The 15343-nt window shown below is 70.1% G+C and carries 15 protein-coding genes; 7 read left to right on the top strand and 8 right to left on the bottom strand.

Annotation, left to right across the window (positions count from 1 at the left end; genetic code table 11):
• A partial coding sequence (locus tag Q0L11_RS11265) for a M20/M25/M40 family metallo-hydrolase (protein WP_296597340.1) occupies positions 1-1279 on the bottom strand: 1279 nt, incomplete at its 3' end.
• A gap of 185 nt (positions 1280-1464) precedes the next feature.
• On the opposite strand from Q0L11_RS11265, the gene Q0L11_RS11260 reads away from it, so the two are divergent.
• The 3 genes from Q0L11_RS11260 to Q0L11_RS11250 all read left to right on the top strand — a co-directional run bounded on the left by Q0L11_RS11260 (position 1465) and on the right by Q0L11_RS11250 (position 5549).
• Positions 1465-3267, top strand: a complete 1803-nt coding sequence (locus tag Q0L11_RS11260) for a DUF885 family protein (RefSeq protein WP_367183399.1) — start codon at positions 1465-1467, stop codon at positions 3265-3267.
• A gap of 129 nt (positions 3268-3396) precedes the next feature.
• The gene (locus tag Q0L11_RS11255; protein WP_296597338.1) at positions 3397-5226 is read left to right on the top strand and encodes a DUF885 family protein; all 1830 of its coding nucleotides are present in this window, start codon (positions 3397-3399) and stop codon (positions 5224-5226) included.
• Between the two features lie 41 nt (positions 5227-5267).
• Positions 5268-5549 carry a hypothetical protein gene (locus Q0L11_RS11250; protein WP_296597337.1) on the top strand — a complete coding sequence of 94 codons (282 nt, stop codon included), beginning with the start codon at positions 5268-5270 and terminating at the stop codon, positions 5547-5549.
• Positions 5550-5556: 7 nt separating this feature from the next.
• Here the strand turns inward: Q0L11_RS11250 and Q0L11_RS11245 are convergent, their stop codons facing one another.
• Complete coding sequence (locus tag Q0L11_RS11245; RefSeq protein WP_296597335.1) at positions 5557-6315, bottom strand: LytTR family DNA-binding domain-containing protein; 759 nt, start codon at positions 6313-6315, stop codon at positions 5557-5559.
• Between the two features lie 159 nt (positions 6316-6474).
• On the opposite strand from Q0L11_RS11245, the gene Q0L11_RS11240 reads away from it, so the two are divergent.
• Positions 6475-7119 (top strand): DUF2306 domain-containing protein, encoded by a 645-nt coding sequence (locus Q0L11_RS11240; protein ID WP_296597334.1) that lies wholly within the window; start codon positions 6475-6477, stop codon positions 7117-7119.
• A gap of 70 nt (positions 7120-7189) precedes the next feature.
• Positions 7190-7831, top strand: a complete 642-nt coding sequence (locus tag Q0L11_RS11235) for a glutathione S-transferase family protein (protein WP_296597333.1) — start codon at positions 7190-7192, stop codon at positions 7829-7831.
• Here Q0L11_RS11235 and Q0L11_RS11230 read toward each other — a convergent pair.
• The 4 genes from Q0L11_RS11230 to Q0L11_RS11215 form a co-directional block, all read right to left on the bottom strand.
• Positions 7794-8198, bottom strand: coding sequence for a VOC family protein (locus tag Q0L11_RS11230; RefSeq protein WP_296597332.1), 405 nt, complete (start codon positions 8196-8198; stop codon positions 7794-7796). The two genes, Q0L11_RS11235 and Q0L11_RS11230, sit on opposite strands and share 38 nt — an antisense overlap.
• Positions 8199-8364: 166 nt before the next feature.
• Positions 8365-10374: an elongation factor G gene (locus Q0L11_RS11225; protein WP_296597331.1), complete on the bottom strand. Its 2010-nt coding sequence runs from the start codon at positions 10372-10374 to the stop codon at positions 8365-8367.
• A gap of 181 nt (positions 10375-10555) precedes the next feature.
• Positions 10556-12157 carry an EAL domain-containing protein gene (locus Q0L11_RS11220; RefSeq protein WP_296597330.1) on the bottom strand — a complete coding sequence of 534 codons (1602 nt, stop codon included), beginning with the start codon at positions 12155-12157 and terminating at the stop codon, positions 10556-10558.
• 110 nt (positions 12158-12267) lie between these two features.
• Complete coding sequence (locus tag Q0L11_RS11215) at positions 12268-12528, bottom strand: hypothetical protein (RefSeq protein ID WP_296597328.1); 261 nt, start codon at positions 12526-12528, stop codon at positions 12268-12270.
• A gap of 99 nt (positions 12529-12627) precedes the next feature.
• Here Q0L11_RS11215 and Q0L11_RS11210 point away from each other — a divergent pair, with 99 nt between their 5' ends.
• Positions 12628-13116, top strand: a complete 489-nt coding sequence (locus Q0L11_RS11210) for an NUDIX domain-containing protein (protein WP_296597327.1) — start codon at positions 12628-12630, stop codon at positions 13114-13116.
• A gap of 41 nt (positions 13117-13157) precedes the next feature.
• On the top strand, positions 13158-14249 hold the full coding sequence (locus tag Q0L11_RS11205; protein WP_296597325.1) for a phosphatidylinositol-specific phospholipase C1-like protein: 1092 nt from the start codon (positions 13158-13160) through the stop codon (positions 14247-14249).
• 52 nt (positions 14250-14301) lie between these two features.
• On the opposite strand, the gene Q0L11_RS11200 is transcribed toward Q0L11_RS11205, so the two are convergent.
• Together Q0L11_RS11200 and Q0L11_RS11195 are read right to left on the bottom strand one after the other, a co-directional pair.
• Positions 14302-14862 (bottom strand): hypothetical protein, encoded by a 561-nt coding sequence (locus tag Q0L11_RS11200; protein WP_296597324.1) that lies wholly within the window; start codon positions 14860-14862, stop codon positions 14302-14304.
• Positions 14863-14978: 116 nt separating this feature from the next.
• Positions 14979-15343: cold-shock protein (locus Q0L11_RS11195; RefSeq protein WP_296597323.1), on the bottom strand; the 365-nt coding region annotated here is incomplete at its 5' end.

Below are 15343 nucleotides of genomic sequence, written 5' to 3'. Positions count from 1 at the left end.
CCAGCAGGGCGGCCAGGCCGACGGACATGCCCTTCAGGCTCTCGGGCTTGGCGACATCGATCCATTCGTCGACCGCGTGCGCGCGCCCGCCGTTGCCGCCCGAGCCGATAGTGACCGCCGGGACGCCCAGGCTGATCGGAATGTTGGAGTCGGTGGAGCTGGCGCCGAGGATCGGCGTGTAGCCCGCCGCGCGGGCGGCTGCCGAGGTCATCTGCACGATCTGGGCGTCCTCGCGGGTGGCGCCCGTGGGGCGCTCGCCGATCTGCTTGATGTCGACGGTGATCGCGCCGGCGCGTGTGGAGCGGGCGGCGTTCTCGGCCTTCACGGCGCCTTCGACGATCTTGAGGAACTGGGCGTCGACCTTGGCGAGTTCGTCCTTGCTCTCGGAGCGCATGTCGACCTCGAGCCAGATGGCGTCGGGGATCGAGTTCACGGATGTGCCGCCCCCCACAACACTTGTGGCGTACGTGGTCTTGGGGTTGGCCGGCGTGACGATCTTGTTCATCTCGACCACGGTGGTCCCCATGGCGGCCATGGGGTTCACCAGGCCGTAGGCGCCGTAGCTGTGGCCGCCGGGGCCCTTGAAGGTCACCCGATAGCGCTTGGAGCCGACGGCGCCATAGGTGACGCGCTCGGCCGACGTCCCGTCCATCGAGAAGAAGGCGGCGATGCGGTCCTTGTACTTTCCCTTCGAGAAGATGTAGCGGACGCCGCGCAGGTCGCCCGGGCCCTCCTCGCCCACATTGCCCACGAAGAGGATGTCCTTCTTGGTCTTCACCTTGCCGGCGTCGAGGGCGCGGATGTAGCCCAGCAGCACGGCCAGCGAGTGGGTATCGTCGCCGACGCCGGGGGCATGCAGCTTGGTCCCCTCGCGACGGACCTTCACGTCCGTGCCTTCGGGAAACACCGTGTCGAGGTGGGCGGCCAGCACGACCAGCGGCGCACCGGCGGGACCGGTTCCGCGGCGGATGCCCATGACGTTGCCCTCGGCGTCCATCTCGACGTCCGTCAGTCCGTGGGCCTTGAGCATGGCCATGTAGGCCTCGGCCCGCTTCTGTTCCTTGAAGGGCGGGGCGGGGATCTCGGTCAGGGTGATGGTGTCCTGCACGATGCGGTCGTGGTCGCGGTCCAGCGCGTCCATCGCGGCCTGGAAGCCCTGGCTCTCGCGGATGTCGTGGATCGTCCGCTCGGCGTGAGACGACTTGGGCGCGGCGGCCGCGCCGGTGGCCAGGGTCAGCGTGAGGACGGCGGCCAGCGCGGGCCGCGAGACGCGTAACATCGTGATGGAATCCTTGCGTGCGAGCGGGGCCATATCAACCGATCCGTCCGGCCTCCGCTAGGGCGCGAGGGCAGGTTCATCCGCATTACCGGGAATTAATGCGCTGATCCGTGCGCGCGTGCTTGCCGCTGCGGCGGCCGGGGCCCTAAGCCTTCGCGTCACACGCATGTAACGGGGAGGGCGCCGTGCAGAACCGACGGCAACTGATGATGGCCGCGGGCGCCTTGGCGGCCATGTCGGCGAGCGGCGCCCTGGCGCAGGCGAGCGGCGCGGACGCCCAACTCGCCAAGCTGTTGGACGACGTGTTCAAGGAAACGCTGGACGACAGTCCCGAACTCGTCACGTCGCTGGGCCTCGACAAGGGCGAGCGGGCGGCGGCGAAAGCGCAACTGCACGACGCCTCGCTGGCGGGCGTGGAACAGCGCAAGGCGCGCAACGCCGACCAGCTCCGTCGCCTGAAGCTGATCGACCGCTCGAAGCTGACCGGCATGGCGGCCGTGAACTACGACACCCTGCTGTTCGAGCTGCAGACGACCGAGGACGGCAACCGGCGCTTCGCCTACCCCTCGGGCGGCAGCCCCTACGTCCTGGCCCAGATCTGCGGCGCCTGGCAGGACGTGCCGGACTTCCTGGACAGCCAGCACACCATCGAGACCCGCGAGGACTGTCAGGCCTATCTCTCGCGCCTCGAAGCCTTCGCCTCGACGATGGACGCCGAGATCGAGCGGGTGCGCAAGGACGTCGGTCTGGGCGTGATCCCGCCGGACTACGCCCTGGACGGCGCGTTGCGGGGCATGAAGGTCCTGCGCCAGCCGGCCGACAAGTCCACGCTGGTGAGCTCGCTGGCGGGCCGCGCCAAGGCCAAGGGCATCGCGGGCGACTGGGCGGCCCAGGCGAGCGCGCTCTACGACGGCAAGGTGGTCCCGGCGCTGGACCGGCAGATGGCCCTGCTGGAGAGCCTGAAGGCCAAGGCCAACCACGATGCGGGCGTCTGGAAGCTGCCGGACGGCGAGGCCTATTACGCCCACATGCTCTCGGCTCAGACCACCAGCCGGATCACGCCCGACGAGGTCCACAAGCTGGGCTGGGACGTGACCCGGGAGCTCTCGGCGCGGGCGGACGTGCTGTTCAAGCAGCTCGGCTTCACCAAGGGCACGGTGGGCGAGCGCTACATCGCGCTCTACGACAGCAAGAAGGGCGTCTACCCGAACACCGACGCCGGCAAGGCTAAGATCATCGCCGACCTGAACCACGTGGTGCAGGACATGCAGAAGCGCTTGCCCGAGCAGTTCGGCACGCTGCCCAAGGCGCCGCTGGAAATCCGCCGCATCCCGGCGGCCACCGAGGGCGGGGCCTCGACGCACTACGAGGGCGCCAGCCTCGATGGCAAGCGGCCGGGCGTCTACTGGCTGAACCTGCGCGACACGGCCGAGAGCCCGTACTGGTTCCTGCCCACGACGACCTATCACGAGGGCATCCCGGGCCATCACATGCAGATCACCCTGCAGCGCGAGGCCGACCTGCCGATGATCCGCCGGGTGATGGGCTTCGGCGCCTACGCCGAGGGCTGGGCGCTTTACTCGGAACAGGTCGTCCAGGAGATGGGCGTCTACAAGGGCGAGCCCCTGAACGAGCTGGGCTACATCCACGACGCCCTGCTGCGCTCGGCGCGCCTCGTCACCGACAGTGGGCTGCATCACCTGAAGTGGACCCGCGAGAAGGCCATCGCCGAGATGCGCGGCATCGAGGGCGATCCCGAGCCGCTGGCCGCCCAGGAGATCGAGCGCTACTCGGTGTGGCCGGGCCAGGCGTGCAGCTACATGGTGGGCAAGGTCACCATCCTGAAGCTGCGCGAGAAGGCCAAGGCCGCGCTGGGTCCGAAGTACGACCCGCGCAAGTTCCACGACGCCATCCTGCTGTCGGGCTCCATGCCACTGACCGCGCTGGAGAACGTCGTCGACCTCTACATCGCCAAGACCAAGGGCTGATCTTCTCGCTGTCATCCCGGAGGGCCGCTAGGCCGATCCGGGACCCAGAAGCCTTGCGCGCCGCCCTGGGTCCCGGCTCTCCACTACGCTACGGCCGGGATGACGGGATTTGTTTGCAAGGAGTCCGACGTGACCAAGCCGATCGACCGCCGTAGCTTCCTCGTGACCACCGCAGCGGGGGCGCTGGCCGCCGCGACGCCCGCGCTGGCGCAGGCCGGGTCCGAGGACGCCAAGCTGCGCGCGCAGCTCGACAGGATGTTCGAGCAGACCGTGGACGACAGCCCGCGGTTCGCCACCTCGCTGGGCCTCGACAAGGGCGCTCGGGCGGCGCTGAAGAGCCAGCTCGACGACAACTCCGCCGCCGGCAAGGCCAAGCGCCTGGAGCGCGCCCGCAAGTGGGTGTCCGAGCTCAAGGCCATCGACCGCGCGAAGCTGTCGGCGGGCTCGAAGATCGATCTGGACGTCGTGCTCTACGCCAACGAACAGGCCGTGCGGAACGGCGACAAGTACCGGTTCGGCGACGTGGGCGGTAACTTCAGCCCGTATGTGATCAGCCAGCGGGGCGGCGCCTACGCCAACGTCCCGGACTTCCTGGACAGCCAGCACAAGGTCGCCAGCGCCGACGACGCGCAGGCCTACCTTGCGCGCCTGTCCGCCTTCGCCAAGGCCATGGACAACGACGTGGCCCGACAGAAGGCGGACGTGGCCATGGGCGTGATCCCGCCGGACTTCGTCTGCGACCTGTCGCTGGGCCAGATGAAGGCGCTGCGCGACCAGCCGGCCGACAAGGTGATCCTGACCGCTTCGCTGGCGAAGAAGGCCGCTGCGGCGAAGCTGGACGGGGACTGGGCTGCCCGCGCCCAGAAGATCGTCGAGACCGAGGTCTATCCCGCCCTGGACCGCCAGATCGCCGCCATGCAGGCGGTGCGCGCCAAGGCGAAGCCCGACACCGGCGTCTGGGCCCTGCCGAACGGCGACGCCTACTACGCCGACGCGGTGAAGGCCTCGACCACCACGAACTATAGCCCCGAGGAGGTCCACCAACTGGGCCTCACCCAAGTGGCCGAGATCGGCGCGCGGCTGGACGGCATCCTGAAGGCGCAAGGGCTGACCCAGGGCACGATCGCCCAGCGGCTGATGAAGCTGAACGAGGACCCCAAGCAGGTCTATCCGGCGACGGACGCCGGCCGCGAGCAGATGCTGGCCGACCTGAACAAGGACGTCGCCGACCTCTACGGCCTGCTGCCGCGGGCGTTCAACACCCTGCCCAAGGCCAAGGTGGAGGTGCGCCGGGTGCCGGTGTTCATCCAGGACGGGGCGGCCAATGGCTACTACCAGTCGGCGGCGCTGGACGGCTCGCGCCCGGCCGCCTTCTACATCAACCTGAAGGAGACGGCCGACTGGCCGCGCTACAATCTCAAGACCCTGGCGGCGCACGAGACGGTGCCTGGCCACCACCTGCAGATCGCCCTGGCGCAGGAAAGCAGCCGCATCCCGATGATCCGGCGGGCCGGCTTCGGCTTCTCGGCGTTCTCCGAAGGGTGGGCGCTCTACGCCGAGCAGCTTTCGGACGAGATGGGCGCCTACGAGGGCGATCCGCTGGGCCAGGCGGGCTACCTGCAGTCGCTGCTGTTCCGGGCCGCGCGGCTCGTGACCGACACGGGCATCCACTACAAGCGCTGGGGCCGGGCGAGGGCGACCCAGTACATGGTCGACACCATCGGCAACACCGAGAGCCGCGCCCAGCGCGAGGTCGAGCGCTACTTCTCCTCGCCGGGCCAGGCCAACAGCTACAAGGTGGGCCACACCGTCTGGGCGAAGGTGCGCGAGGACGCCAGGAAGAAGCTGGGTCCGAAGTTCGACCTGAAGGCCTATCACGACGCCGTCCTGCTCTCCGGCGCCATGCCGCTCACCGTGCTGGAGCGGCACGTTCAGGACTGGGTGGCTTCGTACGCGTGAGAACGCGGACTTAACCGTGGCCGTGGCAGCCTCGGCGCGCCATGGCCATGGAAATCGTCAACGGCTACGTCTGCAGGAACTGCACCGACGTCGAGTACACCAAGAAGGGCGTCGACCCGGCCCACCCTAAAGACGGGCCGCAGGGAGCCTATGCGGTCGACAAGGCGGGCAAGTCGGACAAGGCCGGGGCAGCTGGCAGGCTGGACGCCACGAAGGGCGACCACGGCCCGGCGGTCGCCTTCGGCGGTGCCCTGACCGCGCCGGACGCTGCGTCACAGCCGGCGGCCTACGCGCCCGGCGCCAACCTTTCCCTCAAGGTCTAGCGACCGCCTAGAACCAGCCGGCGGCCTTCAGCGGGGCCGCGTTGCTTCGGCTGATCGGCACGACGAGCCCGTTCTTCAGTTTCGCCTCGCCGCGCCCGCGCAGCCACGTCACCTCGTCGATGGCGCTGGCGGCGACCCACCACGAGCGATGGGTCTGGAAGCCGGGCGCGGCGGACAGCTCCCCCAGGGCGTCGCCGAAGCGGGCGGTGATCTGTTCCTCGCCCGCGTCGGTGTGGACGCGCAGGTAGTGGTCCTCGGCCTCGACGGCGAACAGGTTGGCGGCGCGACGCTTGGCCGACAGGCGCCGGCGGAAGGCCTCGGTGGGATCGGCCGCGGGTTCGGCGCCGGCCGCCGGCGCGGGCGCCTCGGCCTGGGCCCAGGCGAGCTGGCGCAGGCACATGGTGGCGATGCAGACCACGAAGACCTGGAAGGTGGGCTCGGTGACGTTGGCCCAGGTCAGCCGCATGGGACTGAGGAAGTGGTTGGTGAAGCCGACCAGCACCGTCACCGGCGGCGTCATGCCCATGCTGGAGAGGACGAGGCGGGCCCAGAAGTGGCGGACGCGGCGGCGCACCAGCTCGTCTATGGCCACGCCAATGAAGCCGCCGCCCACCATGCAGATCTGCCAGTAGAGCAGGCGCTCGGCCAGGCTGCGCTCGGAGGACCCGAAGGGGCCCAGGATCGCCATGACCAGGCCGATGGTGGTCCACAGCGCGACGTCCGCGGCGAGGCGGCGGAGCCAGGGGCGGGCCAGGAGGTCGGGCATCGAGGATCAGGGGGCCGAGTCGTTCGCGCGATCCTGCCACGACTGACGGAATAGGCGCATCCGTTCGCGCAGCGGCGGCGCCGTTCGCGAGAACCGCCCTAGGCGCGGGGGGCGCCGCCGACCATCCCTCGTCCGTCAACGACACAGACGGATTTGCATATGACCGCCCAGACCGTGAACACAAAGGCTCCCGCCCGCCGCCTCTCCCTCGGACTGCTCGGCCTCGCCATCGTGCTGAGCGCGGGCGTGGCGATCTTCTCTTATCGCTATGTGCTCCAGGTGGGGCCGCTGTCGCCGGGCGTGACCGCGAACCTGTTCGCCAAGCCCTGGCTCGTGTTGCACGCCGGCGGCGCGGCGACGGCGCTGCTGGTGGGCGGCTTCCAATTCATTCCCGCGCTGCGGCGGCGGCGCGCGCTGCACCGCTGGCTGGGCCGGATCTACGCCACCGGCTGCGTCGTCGGCGGCTTCGCGGGCTTCGCCATGGCGTTCGGCACGACGGCTGGGCCGGTGGCGGGCTGGGGCTTCGGCATCCTGGCGGTGATCTGGATCTATGTGACGGGGCAGGGCTGGCTGACGGCCCGCGCCCGCCGGTTCGACGAGCATCGGCGCTGGATGATCCGTTCGTTCGCGCTGACCTTCGCGGCCGTGACGCTGCGCCTTTACCTCCCGCTTGGCGTGATGGCGGGCCTGACGTTCGAGCAGATCTATGTGGCCACGGCCTGGATCTCCTGGGTCCCGAACCTGGCCCTCGCCGAGCTCTACATCCGCCGCCGCCTGCCCCGCGCGACGGCCCTTGCAGCGTGAAACGGACTCTGCTGACACACTGCTGTCAGCAGCCCGGGCGCTGAATGCGGGCGAACCGAAGGAGCCCTCGATGTCAGACCTCGTCTTCTACACCCACCCCATGTCGCGCGGCCGGATCATCCGCTGGATGCTGGAGGAGGTAGGCCAGCCCTACACGACCGAGCTCCTCGGCTACGAGAGCTCGATGAAGGGTCCGGCCTATCTGGCGGTGAACCCCATGGGCAAGGTGCCGGCGATCAAGCACGGCGACACGGTGGTGACCGAGTGCGGCGCCATCTGCGCCTATCTGGCCGACGCTTTTCCGCAGGCGAACCTGGCGCCGCCGACGGGCAGTCGGCTTCGCGGGCCGTACTATCGCTGGCTGTTCTTCGCCGCCGGGCCGGTCGAGCAGGCGGTGGGCCTGAAGGCCATGGGCGTCGAGGTGCCGGCCGAGCGCGAGCGGATGCTGGGCTGCGGGTCGATGGACCATGTGCTGGACGCCCTGGAAGGGGCGCTCGACGGCCGCGACCACCTGGCTGGCGACAGCTTCACGGCCGCCGACCTCTACGTGGCGTCGCACCTAGGCTGGGGCATGAACTTCGGCACGATCGAGAAGCGCCCCACCTTCGAGCGTTACGTGGCGTTGCACCACGCCCGGCCGGCGGCGAAGCGGGCGGTCGAGATCGACGACAGGATCATCGCGGAGCAGGCGCAGCCTCAGCCCGCTGGATAAGGTCGAAGCGGTTGCCGTAGAGATCCTCGAACACCGCCACGGTTCCGTACGGCTCGTGGCGGGGGTCTTCGAGGAACCGCACGCCCGCTGCGCTCATGCGGGCATGGTCGGCGGCGAAGTCGTCCGTCTCCAGGAACAGGAAGACCCGCCCGCCGCCCTGGCCGCCCACGGCCCGCGCCTGCTCCCCCACGGCGCGGGCCAGCAGGAGGCCGCCCTGCGAGCCTTTCGGCCGAACGACCACCCAGCGCTTGCCCCCGCCCATGTCGGTGTCCTCGACAAGCTCGAAGCCCGCCTTGCGGACATAGAAGTCCAGGGCCTCGTCATATTCGCGGACGAGCAGGGCGGTGAGGGCGAGTCTCATGGTCATGGCCGTGAGTAGCGCGCTCTACGTTCCCCGCGAAGGTTCGGGCGCAATCATCAGCTTCGCCGCCACCTCCCCCGCTTCACAGGGGAGGTACGCGATGTTGCGAACCTCGCCCGTGAACGGGGAGGGGAACCCGAAGGGTAGACGGGGCGCCGGGTTCGCGCCGAGCTTAGGTCCTCGCCCCCTGCGCCGCCTCGTCCGCAAGTCGTCCGTGCAGTTCGCTCATATGATCGAAGTCGGCCTCGAACGCGCCTAGGCCCTGGGTCAGGCCACGGAGCTCGGCGATCAGGTCTTGGCGCTCGCTCTGCGGCAGGTAGGCCTCGATCCGCTCCCAGCCGCGCCAGTCTTCCCGCGGGCTCAGCCCCAGGATTTGGCCGCGGCGGGCCGTGAGCGCCGACGTGACGTGGCTGGCGCTGTTGGACGGAGAATAGACCGTCAGCTTCTCGATCGGCTCCAGCAGGACCGTGCCGACCGCCTTCAACGCCTCCTCGATGGCAAGGCGGCCCACTGTCCGGAACGCCATTTCCGAGCTGTCGACGGCGTGGGTCATGCCGTCCGTGAGCGTGACCTCCAGGTCGGTGACAGGGAATCCGAGCGGGCCCTTGGCGAGGCCGTCGCGCACGCCGGTCTCGACCGCCGGAATCCACTGCTTCGGCACTGCGCCGCCCACGATCTTCGACTGGAAGACGAAGCCCGAGCCCCGGGGCAGGGGGCGCACCTCGATCGTCACGTCGGCGAACTGGCCATGGCCGCCCGACTGCTTCTTGTGCCGGGCGCGCTGGGTGGCTGCGCCGGCAAGGGTCTCGCGGTAGGGCGTCCGAGGCTGGACCGTGTCGATCTCGACCCCGTAGCGGCGCTTCAGGCGTTCGAGCGCGAGCCGGACGTGGCCTTCGCCCTGGCCGGCCAGCAGCACCTGCCGCTGCTCGGCGTCGTGGGTGAGCGACAGGCCGGTGTCCTCCTCGACGAGCTTGGCGAGCGCCCCCGAGAGCCGGACGTCGTCGTTGCGGTTCTTCGCCATCAGCGCCACCGCGAACAGCGGCCGCCGCGGTCGGGCCGCCTCCTTCACCGCCTGCGGCTGGCCGGTGGTGGAGAGGATCTGGCCCGCCGTCGCGTGGTCCACCTTGCCGATGGCGCAGACCTCGCCCGGCGCGGCTTCGGCGATCTTCTTCAGCGCCGAGCCCTGGACTTGGCTGAGCCCGCCGGCACGGCTCTTCGAGCCGTCGGGCAGGACGAGCTCGGCGCCGTCCGCCAGCTTGCCTCCGAACACCCGCGCATAGGCCAGTTTGCCGGATTGTCCGGCGTAGGCGGTCTTCATCACGTAGGCGCCTCGGGTGATCCCCAGGCGCTCGGCCGCCTTCTCGGCCGGCGGCGTCTCGTGGCGCAGGGCCTTGAGCAGGCGGCGGACGCCGAAGCCGTTCTGGGCCGAACCGAAGAAGACCGGCACGATCAGGCCGTCGTTCATCTCGCGCACGAGGTCGCCGAAGACCGCGTCGCGGCTGGGCTGGACGTCCGTGAGGAGCTGCTCCAGCAGCTCGTCGTCGAAGTCGGCGATCTGCTCCAGCATGTGGAAGCGGGCGTCGGCCTCGGCCTGCTGCAGGTCAGCCGGGATGTCCACCAGCTCGCTGGGCTTGCCGGGGCGGTAGACGTAGCAGCGCTCCAGGGCCAGATCGATGTAGCCGGTGACCTTGTCCCCGCTCCAGGTGGGGATTTGGCGGGCGACGAGCGGGGCGGAGGACACCGGAGCCAGGGCCTCCAGCAGGTCCTGCACCGAGCCATGCGCCTGGTCGGTCTTGTTGATGAAGAGCGCGTGCGGCACGCCCAGGCGCTCAAGTTCGCGCAGCGTGGGCTGGAGCAGCACCGCCTTCGCCGGATCGGGTTCGGCGACGACGATGGCCAGGTCGACGGCCGGCAGGGCTTTGTCGATCTCGCAGCAGAATTCGAGGGATCCGGGGCAATCGACGACGACGTAGCGGTCGCCCATAAAGTCGAAGCCGGCGAGGTTCAGCTCGACCGAATGGCCGCGGGCCCGCGCCTCGGGACTGCTGTCGCCCACTTCGCCGGGGCGCACAGCCTGGCCGGTCGCGGCTTCCAGCAAGGCTTCCATCAGAGCGGTCTTGCCGGCGCTCGTGGGGCCGACGAGCGCGAGCGCCCGAACCGACCCCTTGTCTCGGATTGCCATGTCGCGTTCTCCCATCACCGAAGGCGCCGAGAGCGCCCCGCCTGACGGGAGGTGGTGGCGCCCCTGCGCGCGGTTATGAGCGGTCGGCGACCGGTCTGAGAGCCAGCCAACGCCGCCCTTACGGGAAAACCCTACGCCTCAAGTTTCGCGGCGCGCGCCTCAAGAAGTCGTGAGGGTGGGACTATCGGTCCAGGGCGGAGCGGATGGCCAGGGCTCCAGACCTGGTGCGGCCTCGGGCGGTGATGCTGTCTTCGTCGGCCGGGGTCTCGCGGGCGCGGCCGTAAAGCCAGCCCTGCGCATAGTGCACGCCGGCGCGGCGCACGGCGTCCTCCGCCTCCGGCGTCTCGACCATCTCGGCCAGGGTGCGCACGTTCAGCTCGCCGCACATGTTGACGAGGTGCTTCACGAAGGTGGCCTCGCGTCCCCCGTGCTGCAGGTCGCGGATGTAGCGCCCGTCGATCTTCAGCAGGTCGAGGGTGAGCTGCTGCAGGTAGGCGAGGGATGCGGCCCCCGCGCCGAAGTCGTCGAGACAGACCTCGCAGCCGGCCTGGCGCAGGCTCTGGATGCGCCGGTCGGCGGCGGCCAGGTCTTCGACGGCGGCGCTCTCGGTCAGTTCGAACATCAGCCGCCCGCGGGCCCAGGGCCGGGCCTTCAGCAGCGAAAGCGCGCCCTCGACGTAGTCGTCGCTCATCAGGCTGCGGCCCGAGACGTTCACCGCCAGCATCAGCTTCGGGTCCTTCTGGAGGGCGAACAGGGTCTCCTCCAGCACCGCCATGTCGAGCGGCTCGATGAGGTCCATCTCCTCGGCCATCCGGATCGTCGGGAAGGGACTGCCGTCCGACCCGAAGCGGACCAGGACTTCGTGGTGATGCAACGTCCCGTCGCCCAACGCCACGACCGGCTGGTAGGCCAGGCTGAAGCGCCGGTGGCGGATCGCGGCGCCGAGCTGTCCCGCCTTCGAGAGGGTGGTCTGCATGGCGCGGTCCAGCGCCTGGGCCAGATCGCCGGGCAGCGGACGCGACAGGCCGTTCTCCAGCACCTGGTTCAAGGCGTGGCGCAGGGCCTGGGCCATCTGCTTGGGTCGCGCGACGCCGGTGAGGGGCATGGCTGCGGCCTCGGCCTTCACGCCGGTGAGGCCGGCGTTCGAGAGCACCTGCTCGATGCGGCCGGTCAGCGCCTCGGTGGGCTCGTCGCCGGCATGGAGCAGGGCGTAGCGGTCGGGGCCGACCGCCGTGGGCGCTTCGCCGCGATAGGCCTGGGCGCGCAGGGCGCCGTTGATGAGGTTGTCGATCTGGCCCGGCTCGACGCCGGACGCGGCCCGCGACAGGCCGCTGAATTCGACGAACGCCAGTTCCAGCGCCTCGGAGGAGCCGACCAGCAGCTCGGCCGCGCGCGCCTCGAACGCCTCGCGGCCCTGCAGCCCGGAGGTGCTGCGTTCGCCGGCGCGCGACAGAGCGCAGGAGATTGCGCCCTTGTTCTGCACCAGCCGGATGGCGGTCAGGCTGGCGAAACGCGGCGGGCGTCCCGCGGTGACCGCGACGCCGACCACCACCGGCCCCGCCCGGGCGCCATCGCTGAGCCCGCCGAACAGGGCCTCGACCATCGCGTGGTCTTCCGGAGCGAACAGGCTCTGCCACGGCTGGTCGCGCATCGACGCGTCCGAGCGGCCCAGCACCGCCTCGCCAGCGCCCAGGGCGAAGCTGACCCGGCCGTCGCGCCCCACCTCGATCAAGAGGTCGGCGGCGGCGAAGCCGAAGGCGAGGAAGCGGTGCGGTGTCGGCAATATAACTTGAGCCCTGCGAGAGGCTTAGCCTTGCCGGCGCGCGCTTAAGATCGGGTGTGCGAGACCGCGTTCGCGGCGGGCCTGGCGATCGAGCCACCCATTTTGGGGATTCAGGCGTCCGCCTTCTTCCGGCGCAGCATCCGGCTGCGGGTCTCAAGCACTGAATAGAGGCGTTCTCGGTCCGGCTCGCCGACCGGCAGGCTCTGGCGGACCTCCTGGCTGTCGGCGTCCTGTCCCGCGCCGGCAGCGATCTGGTTCATGCCCCGTGGATCCACCCGCCACAGCGCGTCGATCAGATCGGCCACGAGAAGCTCCAGCGTGGCGATGCGGGCTACGAGGTCACGCTTGCTGGTGGAGACATCGTCCGACATGCGATGGTTCCAGGCTTCCCGGCCGTGGGGATCGGCGGGCACATTGGGGAGAGAGTGCTTAAGTCTTCGATAGCACCCTAAGAAAGCATGACGGAAAAGTTGAGTCGCATACAACCGGAACGGCCGACGGCGCGCGTTCTGCTGTTCGATGTGCAGCACCGCGTCCTCTTGATGAAGGGGCGCCTGCCCAGCGCGCGCGACCGGCCGGGGATCTGGTTCACCATCGGCGGCGGCGTCGAGCCGGGCGAGACCTACGAGGACGCCGCCGCGCGGGAGATCCGCGAGGAGACCGGCATAGACGATTTCGTGCTCGGCCCGGTGATCTGGGTCCGCGAGGGCGTGATGCTGTTGCCCGAACCCACGTTGCTTAAGGAGCAGTACTTCGTGGCCCACTGCGAGGGCGCGGACCCCAGGCGCGACGGCTGGCAGCCGAACGAGCACGACCTGATCGACGATATCCGCTGGTGGACCCACGCCGAACTGCTCGCCACCACCGACCGGGTCGTCCCGCCCGGGCTGGCCAGCCGCCTGCCGCCGATCGTCGGCGGCCAACTGCCCGAAACGCCGGAGCAGATCCCGTGGAAATGACCCGTCACGCGCCTGTCGCCGACGCCGAATAGGACCATCGCATGATCGCCGCCCTGCTTGCCGTCGCCGCCGTGTCCGCCGCCTGCGACCTGGAGGCGCCGTCGGGCGCGGCCGGCTGCACCCGCGCCGCCGTCGACGCCCTGCCGATGAACGCCATCCAGGTGATCGGCACGCACAACAGCTACAAGATCGCCATCGCGCCGAACGAGATGGCGACGATCCGCGCGGTGAACCCGAAGGAGGCGGATGGGCTGGACTACGGCCACCCGCCGCTGAAGGACCAGTTGGACGCCGGCGCCCGCCAGCTCGAGATCGATATGGTCTACGACCCGCAGACCGGGACGTACGCCAATCCGCTCGGCTTCAGGATGGCCGGGGCGAAGGCTGTCCCCTACGATTTCGCGCCGCTGAAGCAGCCGGGCCTGAAGGTGCTGCACGAGCCGTCGGTGGACTACCGATCGGTCTGCCCGCTGTTCAGGCAATGCCTGGCCGACATACGCGCCTGGTCGAAGGCGCACCCCGACCATGTGCCGATCCTGGTGATCATGAACCTGAAGGAAGGCGGGCTTTCGATGCCGGGGGCCGTCAAGGCCCCGCTCTTCGACGCCGCCGCGATGGACCTCGTGGATGCGGAGATCCGATCGGTCTTCCCGGAGGCGGCGCTTATCACGCCCGACCAGGTGCAGGGCAAGGCCGCCACATTGCGCGACGCCGTCGCCGCCGCAGGCTGGCCGAAGCTCAAGGCCGCGCGGGGGCGGGTGATGTTCGCCATGGACTGTCCGCCCGACCAGGTGGCCCGCTACCGTGAGGGGCGCAAGGTGCTGGAAGGCCGGGTCGCCTTCGTGAACATCGACGAGAACTCGCCGGCCGCCGGCTACATCACCCTCAACGAGCCCAAGGAAGACGCCGCGCGGATCGCTGCGGCCGTGAAGGCCGGCATCATCGTTCGCACCCGCGCCGACGCCGACACGGTCGAGGCGCGCGCCAACGACACCACGCGCCAAGCCGCCGCCTTCAGCTCGGGCGCGCAATACGTTTCCACGGACTACATGAGACCGGACACGCGGTTCGGGCCTTACGTCGCCAAGCTGCCGGGCGGCGGCAAGGCGCGCCTGTCGCCGGTCCGGAATTAGGGGCCGCCATCCTCCTTCCTCCCGCACTGCGTGGGAAGGCACGGGACCTCGCCTAAAGCGTCGACGGTGCGGTCGAGACCTTCTCCTTGAGGGGCGGCGCCGTCGCCGGGGCGGCCACCGCCGGCGTGGCCGCGGCCTCGGCGGACGGAGCCTCGGCGACGGTCACCTCGGGCGTCTTGTCCCCGCCGAACAGGCCCTTGCCGATGGTCTTGCCAAGGAAGCTGCCGGCGAACTTGCCGACCGGGCCCGCCACCGCCGCGCCGGCCGCGCCGCCCGCCACCCCAGCCGCGATCGTGCCCACCTTGCCGCCGAGGCCGGTGCCCTGGTCCTTAGGCGTGATGATGGGGGCGGCCTTGGTCGGTCCGTCGGGCAGCGCCGGGTCGACCGAGTCCGAGACCGGGGCCGGCGGGGGCTTGGCGCTGATGGGCGGGGGGGCGTCCACCGTGGGCGCGACCGTAGGCAGCGGCGCCAGCGCTGGGGTCGCCGTCACGTCCACCGGCGCCACCGTGGTGGCGGGCGCCGGCGATGCGAGCGACGTGGGAACGGCCTGCGCCAACGCGGGGGCCGGAAGGGCGGCCGCGCTCATGAGGGCGAGGTATAGAAACGCACGCATTCTCAACGCTCCACGAGGATGTCCTCGAACTGAGCGCTTTCAACGCGTCGGAGGCTGGCCGGTTCAGCTCAGCCAGGTCGGAGGGCCCATCCGCCGGATGGGCCCGCCTGGGCAGCTTAGCCGCTGACCTTCAGGTTGGTCGCGGAGGTCTTGCCGCTGCGACGATCCTGTTCGAGGTCGAAGTTGACCCGCTGGCCTTCGTTCAGGCCGGAGAGGCCAGCCTGCTCGACCGCGGAGATGTGGACGAAGATGTCCTGACCGCCGCCTTCCGGCTTGATGAAGCCGAAGCCCTTGGTGGGGTTGAACCACTTCACTTCGCCCGAGCCCGAGCCCGAGACGACGCCACGCGGACGGTCACCGCCGCCGCCGCCGAAGCCGCCGCGGTCACGACCGCCGCCGCCGTAGCCGCCGCCACCGCCGTAGCCGCCGCCACGGTCGCCGTAGCCGCCGCGGTCACCGCCGCCGAAGCCGCCGCCGCCCG

Origin of the sequence: Phenylobacterium sp., from assembly GCF_024508875.1 — a bacterium.
Taxonomy (GTDB): Bacteria; Pseudomonadota; Alphaproteobacteria; order Caulobacterales; family Caulobacteraceae; genus Phenylobacterium.
The sequence above is the reverse complement of the archived record's forward strand: the minus strand, read 5'-3'. Positions and strand labels throughout refer to the sequence as shown.

Bases quoted from the DNA above. Each gene is read 5' to 3' on its own strand.
- Q0L11_RS11200 (WP_296597324.1), bottom strand. From the start codon at position 14,862: ATGCGTGCGTTTCTATACCTCGCCCTCATGAGCGCGGCCGCCCTTCCG.
- Q0L11_RS11235 (WP_296597333.1), top strand. From the start codon at position 7,190: ATGTCAGACCTCGTCTTCTACACCCACCCCATGTCGCGCGGCCGGATC.
- Q0L11_RS11250 (WP_296597337.1), top strand. From the start codon at position 5,268: ATGGCCATGGAAATCGTCAACGGCTACGTCTGCAGGAACTGCACCGAC.
- Q0L11_RS11215 (WP_296597328.1), bottom strand. From the start codon at position 12,528: ATGTCGGACGATGTCTCCACCAGCAAGCGTGACCTCGTAGCCCGCATC.
- Q0L11_RS11225 (WP_296597331.1), bottom strand. From the start codon at position 10,374: ATGGCAATCCGAGACAAGGGGTCGGTTCGGGCGCTCGCGCTCGTCGGC.
- Q0L11_RS11230 (WP_296597332.1), bottom strand. From the start codon at position 8,198: ATGACCATGAGACTCGCCCTCACCGCCCTGCTCGTCCGCGAATATGAC.
- Q0L11_RS11205 (WP_296597325.1), top strand. From the start codon at position 13,158: ATGATCGCCGCCCTGCTTGCCGTCGCCGCCGTGTCCGCCGCCTGCGAC.
- Q0L11_RS11245 (WP_296597335.1), bottom strand. From the start codon at position 6,315: ATGCCCGACCTCCTGGCCCGCCCCTGGCTCCGCCGCCTCGCCGCGGAC.
- Q0L11_RS11240 (WP_296597334.1), top strand. From the start codon at position 6,475: ATGACCGCCCAGACCGTGAACACAAAGGCTCCCGCCCGCCGCCTCTCC.